Origin of the sequence: Sphingobium lactosutens (genome assembly GCF_013393185.1) — a bacterium.
In the GTDB taxonomy this organism is placed as follows: Bacteria; Pseudomonadota; Alphaproteobacteria; order Sphingomonadales; family Sphingomonadaceae; genus Sphingobium; species Sphingobium lactosutens_A.
Window position 1 is genome coordinate 1 of sequence record NZ_QJQX01000074.1, and the last position, 12,996, is coordinate 12,996.

Below are 12,996 nucleotides of genomic sequence, written 5' to 3' on the forward strand. Positions count from 1 at the left end.
TGTGCCCACCACCTTCCGCGTGCTGGTGACACGCCGCCCGCGCTATGGCTGTCGCTCCTGTGAAGGCGCGATCGTCCAGGCTCCCGCTCCGGCGCGCATAGTCGAAGGCGGGATTCCGACCGAAGCGCTGATTGCACAGGTGCTGGTCTCAAAGTATGCCGATCATGTGCCGCTATACCGGCAGGCTCAGATCTATGCCCGGCAGGATATCAGACTCGATCGCTCCACCCTGGCGGACTGGGTGGGCCGGGCAGCATGGTATCTGCGGCCGCTGCGCGACCGGACCCTTGAGGAGCTCCGGCGATCCGAGCGCCTGTTCGCCGACGAGACTACCGCGCCGGTGCTTGATCCAGGGCGCGGCAGAACGAAGACCGGTCAGCTATGGGCCTATGCCCGCGATGATCGACCATGGGGTGGCGCAGGTCCGCCGATGGTCGCCTATGTCTATGCGGCAGACCGCAAGGCCGAGCGGCCCGACATCCACCTTGGAGACTTTGCAGGCATCCTGCAGGTCGATGGTTATGGCGGCTATACAGCTCTCGCCAAGCGGCGCGGGCAGCAGCTCAGCCTCGCCTTCTGTTGGTCCCATGTCCGGCGCAAGTTCTACGATCTTGCCGCCAGTTCTCCCGTCGCGACCGAGATATTGCGCCGGATCGCCATGCTCTATGCCATCGAAGACGAGGTGCGCGGCTCGACCGCTGAACACCGCCGCCTTGAGCGCTCTGAACGCAGCCGCATCATCATCGAGGACCTCAAGCTCTATTTCGATGGCCGGCTCCGGCAGATCAGCGCCAAGAGCAAGCTGGCTGAAGCCATTCGCTATGCGACCGGCCGCTGGGCTGGCCTCGTCCGCTTCATCGACGACGGCCGCATCGAACTCGACACCAACACCGTCGAGCGATCAATCCGCCCCTTGGCTTTGAACCGAAAGAACGCGCTCTTCGCCGGCTCTGACGAAGGCGGCGACAACTGGGCGGTCATCGCCACGCTCATCGAAAACTGCAAGCTGGGCGACATCAATCCCCACGATTGGCTGGCCCAGACCCTGACAGCACTCGCCAAGGGCCATCCCGCCAATCGCGTTCATGAACTCATGCCCTGGATCGCGGTGGGCTGAGGCCACCGCTTACACATCAGCGGCTTGGACTACCCCGTCAAGAGTGTTGATAGTCGAAGCACTCTAACACTCCTGCATCCCTATCCCGGCCAAACTGCTGCTGGCGTCATCTACTCGTTTGTTCCGGTTTATCCGAACAACATGACATCGACCAAAGCGGTTACGGCTGTTATGGAATCGATCAACGAAATCCTTGAACTAGGCACACTGCAACCCGGTGATGATGCCTACGAACTTGCCGTTAAGAATGGCTTCGTCGGCACAGAACAGGAATGGCTCGCTAGCCTCAAGGGTCGCGATGGCGTTGACGGCTCGGTCAGCATTCCTGCAATTCTGGACTACTCGAAGATCACCGGCTTGCCTGTTGGTGGAACCGGCATTTTCCTGCTGACGCAGCTTATGAACAGCGCAGCCCCGTTGAACCTCACGCAAAAAGGTGAGGTCATCATTCCTGCAAATAGCACGACTGCCGGTATGGGCATTTGGGCTTACCCCCGATCCGATGGCAGCATTGTTGCCACTTTCGGCCTCACTAATGCGCCAACACCGCAGCCACCGGGATCTGATGAAGAGCTAGATATGTCCGGTTCCGGCGCAATCGTCGCTGAACCCGGCGCGATCACCCCTCTCGGCATCTATCTCGCAGGATCGACCGCGAACTTCACACTAACTGCCCCGACGAATTTCCCCCTTCGCATTGAGCGTCGCACCGACATTACGGTCCCCGTTGCAACTAATTGGGCAATCACCAGTGCAGGTTCGCCCTACGCGAACGCGGGCGATGCAGTTTCCGCATCAGCAGTTCTGAACAAACGCATCTATTCCGGCCAAGGCGGTGCGACCGGCGACAACAGCGAAATGGTCAGTGGTCGTTTGAAGCTGATGAGGCACATTTACCTGACCACGGATGCTCTCGGCTTGAACTTCAGAGCCACAACCGACGACACGACCACACAGGCACCACCAAGCATTAAGCTGTCGTTCCGTGGCACGATCAATGAAGAATATCCAATCCTCGCTTCCCTGTTCCATTATCAGGTCGGCGAATTCACGCTACGCCCACATTGGGACGGCAACACTATGATCGTCACATGCGGTCGCGGTAGCTCGCCTCCACAAATCAAGAGTGATCAAAACCCAGCATTCGCTATCGGTCCCGGCATCCTCAAGACTTATGAAGTTGAGTATGTCGACAACGTTGGCGGTGTTGGCGGCGTCGTGAAATTCTATGTTGATGGCGTTCAGATTGGTTCTGAAAAGCCGGTCGAAGCCAAGCTGCGCATCACGCCCTCGATGGAATTGCAATGCAATGCGTCTATCGGCAACACCTCAGATTCGGTCAACAATCTGGAAGTTGCATCGCTTGGTGTTTCGTTCGGTAGGCCCGATGTGCAGCGCAGCTATGACCCGGTTTCATCGGGTGCGATCAGCGCGGCCGATCTGCAAAACCTCGTCGTTGATGCGCGCACTATCTCAACGGCACAGGCTCCTGTCACAGTTCGCTATCAAGCTGCTGGTCAGAACCCCTTCGACATGGAAATCACTATCGGTGACATGGTTCTGCCTGCCGGTCGCGCTTATAAGGCCGTTCTTGAGGACTGGTCATCCGGTGAAGGTGTCGTTCACCCGAACGAACTCGTTATGACAAAGCCGATCAATCAGAACGTCCGATTTGAGGATAGTTGGCTATATGGCAAGCAGGCTCCTTGGACAGAAGTTGGTCCAAAGGGTCCGGTGCCGAACATCGGTGGCATCAATTATCACTGCGTCGGCAATCGCATCGGCACCTTTGTTGAATTCCAGTTCGGCTACGAGTGGGATGCAGCGACAATGCCATATGCGCCGTTCGGTGATCCATCGGGCAAGAACAGTTACATGGTCCCGCACAAATGGCTGATCTACGACAACGCAGGCACTTTGCTGGGTCGTATCGAACAGCCAAATGGCCAGCCTTTGAACTCGGCCAGTTCGCCAGTTTCATGGGGGGGAGCGCTCGACGGACGAGGCAATCCAGTCGTGACCTCCGCGAACAAGTGGTATCCGAAAGGCACCGTGCGTTCGTCGATCATCTGGCGCTCACATGCTGAGCCACCAGCTTACAGCCAAGCCGACATTTGGGCTAATGTCCCGACCTACGACATGCCAGTTCCTTTCGGTTCTGAAGGCGGCGCTTCGGTCAACGGAGGCGACTTAAGGACCGGAGCCGGCGAGCAGCTAAACGGCTTCGCAAACTGCCGCAAAATGTCGTGGGAGCAGACCACGTACAATGAGATCATCACTGCTGGTCAGAACACACAAAGCCCGTGGAAGTTCGGCTATGACGAACAGGGCATGGCACCAAATGCCAGCGTCTGGTTGAAGGATGATCCATTTAACCAGATGGGTCGTTCGCCAATCACTGGTCCTGGCGGTGTGCGTTGCGATCGTCAGATTATAGCCGAGCCTGTCGCTCGCTATGCGCGCAATGCAGCTTCTACGCGACCACATGACGGCAGGACATGGAAGCAAATCGCATATGCCTACCTCAACGGATATGCTGCTGATCCATATCACTGCTGGGAAAAGGGAAGCATCGCGCCGCTGTTTAAAGGCGATCCTCGACGCAATATCACCTTGCGAAACCACTACTATGGTGGCGGCGAACAAAGCACTCCACCTGAACAGGCGTATTACATTCAGGGCGGACGCTCATACGAGATTGCGTCGTCATATAACCCACTTCGAGTAAATGTTCCGGCCAAGGGCGCGGCGTCTGACAAGCCATATTTCGGCACGAACCAAATCGACTCTGCTCACGCGCACCAGTTCCCTCATTGGGGTTCGCTGATGTGGCAATCGCCGTTGTTTGCAATGCTGGGTCACAAGTTCTTTGACCAAACTAGGCTCTATGCGAACTGGATTTTGAACAACCGACTTGAAAATGCGTCTGAATTTGCATCACGTGACGCTGCGTGGAAGTTCATGCACGCCGCATTGGCATGGAAAACCGCTTCGGCCAACTCCCACAGGCTCTACAGCCGAGCTGAAATTATGGACTTCGTAGTTTTCGACTTTGAATCATTTTATGACAATTATTACGATAGCGAACCCGGCTTCCTAAAGGTGCCAGCGAACATCAGCGGTGGCGGCAACAATGCAGTGTTTGCTGCTGCAAAGGATTTCGGGCCTTGCATGTGGAATGACGAACTCGGCATCTATCAGCATGACTTCTTTATCGGCTACTGGGTGTCAGCACTTCAAGCTGGTCACTTCTTGGGCTTCAACGCTGCAATTCGAGCAGCTTCGCCAAAGGCAGCAGCTATCTTGAATTGGCTAATTGCGATGCACGTTAAGCGCATCACCGGAAGGATCAACGGCGGCATGTTGGTGAACGCGATTGGCATCGAATACCAGCTATCTATCTGGACGCCACAAATGGTCGCTGCGGCAGGTAACAATCCTGCGAACTTGCCAAAAACACACGCGGCGGTAGCTGCCGCTCAGGGTTCTAACGCCGCTCGTAGCTGGGATACGTGGAACAATAACGGCACCAACAACGGACGCGACGGTCAGGCGATGGATCAACTTCTAGTTGGAGCATCACTGTTGCTCGACATGGGGGAGGATACTCCTGAAATTCGCCAAGCTGAAGCCACATCAGCCAGCTATCGCCAGACCAAAATCGATAGTGCAACTGCTAAAATCAATGCAGGTCAAAACCCTGACTGGTATTACTACCTACAAGCCACGAACGGCACACCGCGCAAGCCCTAACATAAGTCTGCTGGAACGGTCCTCCAACTAAATATCCGAACAAAATGGTTCGGATAGGAGGGCCGCTCTGGTGGCAACAAACAAAACAATTGAAGTCCGACATATCCCGGCACTTGATGCCGATGCGATTGTCTATATCGACAAGTTCGGACTGATCGACACCGCTACCGGCGAACCGATCCCCTACACTGCTGAACAAGCAGTTTTCAGCATCAGCGAAAACGAGCGCTCCAAGCTGCAACTCACCTTGGGCGAAGGCTTGCTGTGGGACGATCTTGAGAAGTCCTTCTCCATCGTAATTCGCAACAGCCAACTGCGCTTCATTCGTGAGGACAGCGAATTTGAACACGCGCTGTCGGTGAAGTGGTCCGGCAATCAACTCGCAGAGACAATCATCGAAGGAACCGTAACAGCGGTCAGGGTGGCCTAATGACAACAGAAATCGGGATCACCGATCTACTCAATCAAACCGAAACCGGCACTGTCCAATATACTACCGGCCTCGTTCCCATTCCCGGCCCCAAAGGCGATCAGGGCGATACTGGCCCTGCTGGTCCGTCCGGTGACGCTGGCCCCGCCGGTCCTGCTGGCACAGCCGGTCCCAAGGGCGATAAAGGGGATAAGGGAGACAAGGGCGACACCGGCAATGTTGGTTCTGCCGGTCCCGCTGGCGCAACCGGCGCCGCTGGTCCGAAAGGCGACAAGGGCGACACTGGCGAGCGCGGCCCTCAGGGCTTGGTCGGTGCAACTGGTCCTGCTGGCGCGAAGGGTGATCGCGGTGACACAGGTGCGGCGTCGACCGTCCCCGGTCCTACTGGCCCTGCTGGTGCTACCGGCGCAACCGGACCAAAGGGCGATAAAGGTGATCGCGGCGATACTGGCCTAACCGGCGCGCAAGGCCCGAAGGGTGACACTGGTGCGACCGGCCCTGCTGGTGCTGCTTCGACCGTTCCCGGTCCTAAGGGTGACACAGGCGCGCAAGGCCCAATCGGATTGACTGGCCCAGCGGGCGCAGCTTCCACAGTGCCAGGCCCAAAGGGAGACAAAGGCGACAAGGGCGATACTGGCCCTGCTGGTACTCCCGGCGTTCCCGGTCCTGCTGGTACGGACGTTGCCGACTTCAATTTCGCAGATGGCACTCTTACGCTTGAGATGAGCAACGGCTCTGTCTGGGAGGCTTTCATTCCCGTTGGCAGTGGCGGCTCCACTCCCGGTCAAGATGGCGTCGGCGTCTCCAATGCGGTGATCGACGGCAACGGGCATCTGCTCCTGACACTCACCGACGGCGCGATCATTGACGCTGGTGTTGCGAAGGGCGCGAACGGCGCTGCTGGTGCAACCGGCGCACAAGGTCCGAAAGGCGATAAAGGCGATACCGGCAATGTTGGCCCTGCTGGTGCTGATGGCGCAGCCGGTGCGACCGGCGCGACTGGTCCTAAGGGTGACAAAGGCGATACCGGAAATACTGGCGCGACCGGCGCTAATGGCGTTGGCGTTCCTGCTGGCGGTTCAACGGGACAGGTTCTCCGCAAAACCAATGGCACCGATTACAACACATCATGGGTCACGCTAACCGGCATCCCAACTGGTGGCACGACCGGGCAGGTTCTCGCGAAGAGCAGCGCGACCAACTATGCCGTTGGCTGGGTCACGCCATCAAGCGGCGGCGGTGGATCGGGCAAGCCTTGGTATTTCGACGTTCCGCAGGCCAGCACTTTCTCAAAGCTATCCGGTGACGCCACGCAGATCACGATGACCGACGACACCGATGCTGGTTTGCTGATCCAGAGCGGTGCGAGCGTATCCGGCGATATTAGCCGCGTGGCCTTCAAGACGCTGACAAACAAGGCGCTGGATTGGGACATCGTTATCCGCGCTCCGATCCTCATGAACGAAGCTGATTACCGCAAGGCTGGCCTGATGATTATGGACAGCACAACCAACAGGCACATCATCTGCGGTCAGATGAACGAGTATCAGCCGTTCGGCGTCATCAAGTTCACAGGTCTGGTCGGCGGGTATAATGGCCCGGTTGGCGATGCACAGGTTTTCAAGAGCCAGCCCGATTTCTACCGCGCATCATGCGTGGGATCGACCCTGACATTTTACGTCAGCCGTTGCGGCAAGAACTGGCTTCCAGTTGGTTCGACCCCGGTTGGCGATGCTTTTGGTGCAAGGCCGGATCGCATTGGCGTCGGCTTCAACATCAGCACTTCAAATCCGTTGCAGGCGACCATGACCGTCGATTGCTTCAAGCTAACTGGCCCGGCTGTTTAAGGGTCAGGAAAAACATAAGAATGGTGAGGGTCGCAGTGAAAGCAAAAACAAGAAAAATGTTGGCCGGGGTTCTCGGCTTCGTAGGTCGTTCAGTTGTGGGGCTGGTGAAAAACCCTGTCACGCAGACTGTCGTAGCAACCGTGGTCAAGCATAAGGTCAAGAGTGGCGTTGCCGCTACCCTGATCGTCGCTGCCTACGAAGCGTTTGCGGGGAACCTCTGATGATCGACAATCCAGTCAAATTCGCGGGCGACATTGTGAATGGCGTGATGGCGTTCGGTGCGATGTTCACCCTCAACGAGTGGGCCGCTATCTTGTCGATCTGCTGGTGGGTGTATCGCTTCGGCGACGAGTTCTACCAAAAGCGAAAGCGCAGCAAGGCCGCTGAATAAGGAAAAGCCCCATCCTGTGGTGAAAAGCGAAATGGCGATCGAACGAAGCGTGACGGCGACGAACCGAAATTGCTCGCTCTTTAAAACCTACCCCTCCTGCATAGATGCAAATCAATAACAGGAGAGCCGTATGGAATACGAAATTATCCGTTTTATCAACGGGAAGCGGCGTGATGGTAGCGAGAAGCTAAAGGGTTTTCCTCTTGCTGATGCACAGGGCCAGGCCAAGCAGCTTGTCGAAACTGGCGTTGCCGAACGTGTGGAAGTTCGCGGGCCTGAGGATGTGCTGTTGTTCCAATGGCCGCGCACGATGAGCGTTGCGTCCTGATATGGAAAAGCCCCGGAAGCAATTCCGGGACTTTCTTCAATTTGCCAGTTTCCAAAGCATGGCGGCTTCTAATCCCTGCTTTCTAGCGATCTGCCATATGGTGCGCTTTCGCCGCGCATCTTCCATTGCCAATTCAAATTCAGCTGTATTGGGCAATGGAATCCAGTTACCAGCGGCGACAGATTTGATCTTGGCCAGAGCCGCTACATAATCCGCTTTGAGGGTGGCGACAGTGACCTTGGTCATTCTGCTGGCTCCTTTCTTGCTGGAAACTGCAACAGCTTGCCTTCTGCAACCTCTTCCACTGCCGTTAAATGAGGTTCCTGTATCAATCCTACCGAAGCAAGAGCAGTATGATGCTCAATCATAATTTCATGTGTTGCCAAGAACTGCTCTTGAAGCTGTATTCCGAGTTTAGAGAATGCACCATCGTAGCACTCGCAAACGCTGGAAATCGTTGTTCCGAGAAGGACTAGGCGATCACTTACTTCGGACTCCAAAGCTAAAGCAGCATTGGTGAGCGTATCCAGCTTTCTTTCAACGTTCAGGATATAGATAGCCAGAAGTCCAATGATGATGTAAAGGAATGAAACACTCATTGCGCACCTCCCCAAGTCAGCTTGGCGAGAATGGCTGTATCCCTATCGCGGATAGTCCCTTCATACATACCATCGCCGTCATGCGTGAGTTTGACCTTGCGGTTTTGCATCCACTTGCGAACTGCGCTCATGTCTTCGAGACGGTAAAAGGCAACTTCCCAAACAGTGTTACCATCATCGTCCTCTGATTGCGTCAGTTCAAAGAACGGATCAATTGGCTCACCAATTCTGATTTTACCAAACGCCTGACCCAGCTTTTGATAGACCGATGCTACGTGCTGGATAGAGTAGCCGCCACTTTTATGCTTTGAATATGTCTTAATTTCTTCTGCGCTGCCATTCAGCAGCAAATCTACGATTTCATTCGACATTGCGATATATCCCTTATGTTCTGTTCTTTCGGGTTTCACACTTGTGATTAGCCGATTTGTGCAGCGGCTTCCTCGGCCTTCCTGCGCGCCCAATATGCCTTTGCGGCATCCGAGCGGGCCAGCTTGCCAGCGTCGTCCATCGGACCTTTCGACACGCCTGTGCAGCTTGCCGCGATCTTTGCGCGGTGTTTAGCGGACTTCGGCTTGCCCTTGGTGCTGTTGCTGATCCTCGCCTTGCTCTTCTCGGAATGCTTGTCGCCCTTCTTCATCTTGCAGTCTTGAAGCGCTTTGCCACGAGTGCAAATCTGCATGTTCTGGGCGGTGCGGACAGGCTGCTGGGTGGCGGCAAAGCTGATCGGGCTGAGAACGTAGCCGTTTAGGTTTGGGTCGGTCTTCGTGCTTTTGCGGTTGCGGGCATAAAGCGATCCGTCATCCATCCACTGCGCAAGGGTGCGGAGACGGCGGCGACCCCAGAGGTTCAGGAATTCACCGAACGAAAGCAGGAACTCTTTTTCGTTCTGCTCCTGACGCTTCTTGGCTTTATCGTACCAGCCTTCAAGATAGGCCAGAACATCGGGGCGAACGTCTGCTGGTGTGATGATCTTCATGCTCCACCTCAACCGAAACGGACTTCGCCAAAGGCGGAAAGCTGCACAATTCGGGAATAGTCACACCCGTCGCCTTCGCCATTCAAAGCCGATGCGAATTCCGTTGGATAGTCACGGGCGAAAAGGCGAAGGCCGCGCTGAAGCATCTTGTGTGACACCCAGACTTTGCGCTGCTCACCCTCAGGATGCGTCGTGACGAGCAAACGCATGTCTGGATCGGCAAGTGCCTCCGACCAAGATGGGTGAAAGGGATGGTCGATACAGCAGAAATCGCCGAAGCCCTCGTAACCGAAAAGCTGCTCGACCTGAGTTGCCGATACCGAAACTGGAATGGTGAAATTGTAGGTCATGTGTAGTGTTCCTCAAATAGAATGACCCCGGATAGAACACTACTAATCTCCGGGGTCTAAAGGCTTTTGGCCTCTAACTCGTTAAACGCATTGATGTAGTGTTCGGCGTTCGATCTATTTATCGGATGGGCTTCAAAACCGGCATCAAACGGATTGGGCGAGCCATAACGTTTTGGCCACTGTTCCAATATGCTGCCTTCGGACTTCTGCTGTCACTATTATTCTCGACTGCTGGGCAATCTCGTGAAGTGATGTAAGTCCTAGTGGATTGGGCATCATGATAGCCGAGAAGTGAAGTAACACCTCTATTATATAAGGGCATATCGGACATGACTTAACTGAGAAGTGAAGTAACACTATCTACTTCGTAGAAGTATATAGCGTCCTTTCCACCTCCCAACTAAATCACATCCGACACTACCGCACCGCGCGGTTTTCGCCGCACTTCTTCGCTCTCGCTCAGAAGCCCGTCAAACCCGCCTGTGCGGATTGCGATTAGTTCGTTGAACGGGATGCTTCGCTCACCCATTGTCTGCGACGCCCATTGTCCTGCGGACGGCCAACGCTCCGCTTTTGGGTGGCTCGGCTTCGCCTCGGAACTCGCCGTTCGGGCAGAGAGAAAATCGGCGATTGAAGGGAAACGGGCTGACGCAGCCAGATTGCGACCGCACCGCGCCAACCCGCCCCATCCTGATATGTCCATGCAGTTAGGGATACATGGACACACCGGAACCAATGTAGTGCTGAGAGAACATCTCAGGGCTTCGGCACGATCAACTGCGTCGGCCCCTTCCACACTTGTGTAAGCCAATATCTGCGCTCCAGCAGGTGCGGCTTGCTGGCCTTCATTTCGAGCGGCGGACCAAATTCCTGAACCATGCGCTCGTTGGCGGCCTGCATGAACGGCTTGCGATCCACATCGGCGGCACCAAACGCACTGGACGCCAGCCCCTTCTCCTTCAACACGATGTTTTCGCACCGCATTACCGAATGGCCAACCGCCACGGCGTCCATGGCCAGCTTGCCGTCCTCGCACCAATCATAGGTCGTGTCGGGATAGATTTCTGTCTGCCCGGCCCTTCTGAAATTGCGGACGAAGATCATGCTGCCCTTCACGTCCATGTGGCGCACGAAAATGTGATTGGACTGGAAGGCGTCTGATGCGAGCTTTTGCGTGAAGGGCATCTTCCGTGGGTCTATCGGCACGAACATGCCCAGCCCGCTATATGACGCCAACTGCTGTTCCATTTCACGGATCAATCCGTAGGCCGAATTGTGCTGCGGGGCATGGTAGAGCATCGCATCGTTGTCCATGATGACGCCCCATTCCGCTTCACTCCCGTAGAACAGCTTGAACGCTTCGTGCCGCGCTGCGCTGGTCTTACGGGCAGAGATGTCATGATAGGTGATGCGGGGATCGGTGCGATAATCACCCTTCTGGTAATTCATCGATACGATGTGGATCGGAATGTTGGTGTGAGCCAGCCACTCGTCAATTTGTTCGTTATGGACGGCGAACCTCGCGGCTCTCCTGTCCGGGTCTGCATCAGCATGGCTGATGATGAATGCTGCAAATGCCAATGGAAATTCCTTGTGTGGGGGAGCGGCGATCAAGCCGCCCCCTCGTTTTCGACTGCCCATGTGAGGAGTTCCAACTGTCGCACCCGTTGAGGTGGTTCGTTGGGCGCCCAATGGAGGAACGGCCAACCGGCATCGAGCGGGTAGCTACAGGCCCATGTGAACCGTCCTGGCGGCGCTGCTAGGTATTTGCGGTCTTCCTCCGTCAGCCCGTTCCAGAGTTCGGCCGCCCTCTCAAAATAGTATTTGATACGCTGCTCGTCGAACAAAGCTAACTTGAGGAATTCTGCATCCTCTTCATTTAATGGCGGGTCAGAGGAATGTTTCTCCTCCTGCTGCCGATATAGTTTTTTCGCTCTCGAATAGTTCTTGGATAGCCGGTTTTCATGTGTTTTGCTTGATCTGCGAAACATCTCCACCCATTCGAGATAGCTGCTTACACGCCCCGGCAGTTCTGGCATTTGAATTGGCTTGAGGGGCATTTTGGCGAGTTCGGCCAGCATCACATCATTAGTGCTGCGTCGGATCGCGAACGGAATGCCTAGATTGATGAATTCCTGTTCTGGGAAGAGCAGGAAGCGGTCGCCGTGGTGGGCGGCCAGCATTTCTGCTGGCCGACTCCACTTCTTTAGTTCGGTCATTCCGCTTCGGAAGCCGGTTCGCTCGGCACGGTGAGAGCTGCTTTTGCCGTGTAGGCATCAGCCAGCTTCTTTGTCAGTGTATTCTGACCCGCAATCTGCTCAACAATGTCGAGGCCGTGACTTTCTACACGGGCAAGCACCAGCACATACGTCCCCTCATCACCCCATTTCGCATGAGGAGCGTGAGCTTTGGCCAGCGGAGCAGCCTTCCGTGCCATCTGGTAATTGTGATCGTGTTCCTCCTTGGAAATCTCGCCCTTTTTGGGCTTGGCAGCTTCCAAGATACCACCGGACTTGCCCTTATGCGTGAGGATCGTCTTGCGCAGGGTTTCGACGGCGAATTTCTCCGGGTTTCGGTAGAAAATGCAGTAGAATGAACCTTGGCGCTCGTCGCGGCGGCTCGTAACGGTCCAAACGGTGGCCGTCTTGGTCGCTTTGTAAAAACCCAACTGCAACTTGGCAATCTGACGAAGCAACCCGAAGTCGTCGTTCACCGGGGTCAAGCCCCGCTTCACCAGTTGCTTGAGCAATTCTTCCCTGTTCGACAGCCAATCGAGTGCATTCTGGTAGCCCATGGCCAAGCTAGTGGCATGGCGCTCTTCTGCGCTGTTGTAGGCAGCAGCTTCCGCGACAAGCATGGTGTCGAAGTGGTCTTTGACCAGCTTGGTACACTCCCAGAGGGCGTCACCGCCAAGCGGCTTGCCTTCTTCGATTTGGTTAGCGAACTCAGTACGGGCAGTGGCGAAGGCCTCCAGCACGTCAACTGCATTTGAAGGAAGAGCCTCTTCCATTTCCTTGCGGGACATTCCGGTGACAGCCGGATCAGTCGCCGGGGCCGCCACGGCCTGACCGCCCAACTGCGGTGCCGTCACCTTGTCCGAGAGCGTGATGGCTTCGGCGGCGGGGGTAGTAACTTCGTTCGACATATTAAAACGTACCTTTCTACAAAAACCCGGTCGTTGTGATCCGGTGATTTCGTTCTG

At 55.7% G+C, this 12,996-nt stretch carries 16 protein-coding genes; 8 read left to right on the top strand and 8 right to left on the bottom strand.

The genetic code is table 11. The annotated features are described in order from the left end of the window. The 8 genes from tnpC to DM806_RS20290 form a co-directional block, all read left to right on the top strand. Positions 1–1,117, top strand: a 1,117-nt coding sequence (gene tnpC, locus DM806_RS20260; RefSeq protein ID WP_179044973.1) for an IS66 family transposase, incomplete at its 5' end; no start/stop codon positions are given. A gap of 24 nt (positions 1,118–1,141) precedes the next feature. Next, complete coding sequence (locus DM806_RS20265; protein ID WP_179044972.1) at positions 1,142–4,870, top strand: hypothetical protein; 3,729 nt, start codon at positions 1,142–1,144, stop codon at positions 4,868–4,870. Positions 4,871–4,940: 70 nt separating this feature from the next. Next, on the top strand, positions 4,941–5,300 hold the full coding sequence (locus DM806_RS20270; protein ID WP_179044974.1) for a hypothetical protein: 360 nt from the start codon (positions 4,941–4,943) through the stop codon (positions 5,298–5,300). A 216-nt stretch (positions 5,301–5,516) separates the two neighbouring features. Further along, the gene (locus DM806_RS27015) at positions 5,517–5,756 is read left to right on the top strand and encodes a hypothetical protein (RefSeq protein WP_218647589.1); all 240 of its coding nucleotides are present in this window, start codon (positions 5,517–5,519) and stop codon (positions 5,754–5,756) included. A gap of 266 nt (positions 5,757–6,022) precedes the next feature. Further along, positions 6,023–7,147 carry a hypothetical protein gene (locus tag DM806_RS27020; RefSeq protein WP_218647590.1) on the top strand — a complete coding sequence of 375 codons (1,125 nt, stop codon included), beginning with the start codon at positions 6,023–6,025 and terminating at the stop codon, positions 7,145–7,147. Between the two features lie 20 nt (positions 7,148–7,167). Beyond that, a complete protein-coding gene (locus DM806_RS20280) occupies positions 7,168–7,368 on the top strand; it encodes a hypothetical protein (RefSeq protein ID WP_179044976.1) in 201 nt (66 codons plus the stop codon). Then, positions 7,368–7,538 carry a hypothetical protein gene (locus DM806_RS20285; RefSeq protein ID WP_179044977.1) on the top strand — a complete coding sequence of 57 codons (171 nt, stop codon included), beginning with the start codon at positions 7,368–7,370 and terminating at the stop codon, positions 7,536–7,538. Before DM806_RS20280 ends, DM806_RS20285 begins: the two co-directional genes overlap by 1 nt. A 130-nt stretch (positions 7,539–7,668) precedes the next feature. Further along, a complete protein-coding gene (locus tag DM806_RS20290; protein ID WP_179044978.1) occupies positions 7,669–7,866 on the top strand; it encodes a hypothetical protein in 198 nt (65 codons plus the stop codon). 36 nt (positions 7,867–7,902) lie between these two features. On the opposite strand, the gene DM806_RS20295 is transcribed toward DM806_RS20290, so the two are convergent. From DM806_RS20295 to DM806_RS20330, 8 genes are all read right to left on the bottom strand, one after another. Then, positions 7,903–8,112, bottom strand: a complete 210-nt coding sequence (locus DM806_RS20295) for a hypothetical protein (protein WP_179044979.1) — start codon at positions 8,110–8,112, stop codon at positions 7,903–7,905. Further along, the gene (locus DM806_RS20300) at positions 8,109–8,465 is read right to left on the bottom strand and encodes a hypothetical protein (RefSeq protein ID WP_179044980.1); all 357 of its coding nucleotides are present in this window, start codon (positions 8,463–8,465) and stop codon (positions 8,109–8,111) included. Before DM806_RS20300 ends, DM806_RS20295 begins: the two co-directional genes overlap by 4 nt. Further along, entirely contained in the window at positions 8,462–8,836 is a 375-nt protein-coding gene (locus DM806_RS20305) for a hypothetical protein (RefSeq protein ID WP_179044981.1), read from the bottom strand. Before DM806_RS20305 ends, DM806_RS20300 begins: the two co-directional genes overlap by 4 nt. A 47-nt stretch (positions 8,837–8,883) precedes the next feature. Then, the gene (locus DM806_RS20310; protein ID WP_179044982.1) at positions 8,884–9,444 is read right to left on the bottom strand and encodes a hypothetical protein; all 561 of its coding nucleotides are present in this window, start codon (positions 9,442–9,444) and stop codon (positions 8,884–8,886) included. 8 nt (positions 9,445–9,452) lie between these two features. Further along, the gene (locus tag DM806_RS20315) at positions 9,453–9,794 is read right to left on the bottom strand and encodes a hypothetical protein (protein ID WP_179044983.1); all 342 of its coding nucleotides are present in this window, start codon (positions 9,792–9,794) and stop codon (positions 9,453–9,455) included. Positions 9,795–10,550: 756 nt separating this feature from the next. Then, on the bottom strand, positions 10,551–11,408 hold the full coding sequence (locus DM806_RS20320; protein WP_179044984.1) for a hypothetical protein: 858 nt from the start codon (positions 11,406–11,408) through the stop codon (positions 10,551–10,553). Further along, positions 11,405–12,013 (bottom strand): hypothetical protein, encoded by a 609-nt coding sequence (locus DM806_RS20325; protein WP_179044985.1) that lies wholly within the window; start codon positions 12,011–12,013, stop codon positions 11,405–11,407. The genes DM806_RS20320 and DM806_RS20325 overlap by 4 nt, the downstream gene beginning before the upstream one ends. Continuing rightward, positions 12,010–12,939: a hypothetical protein gene (locus DM806_RS20330; protein ID WP_179044986.1), complete on the bottom strand. Its 930-nt coding sequence runs from the start codon at positions 12,937–12,939 to the stop codon at positions 12,010–12,012. The genes DM806_RS20325 and DM806_RS20330 overlap by 4 nt, the downstream gene beginning before the upstream one ends. Between the last annotated feature and the right edge of the window lie 57 nt (positions 12,940–12,996).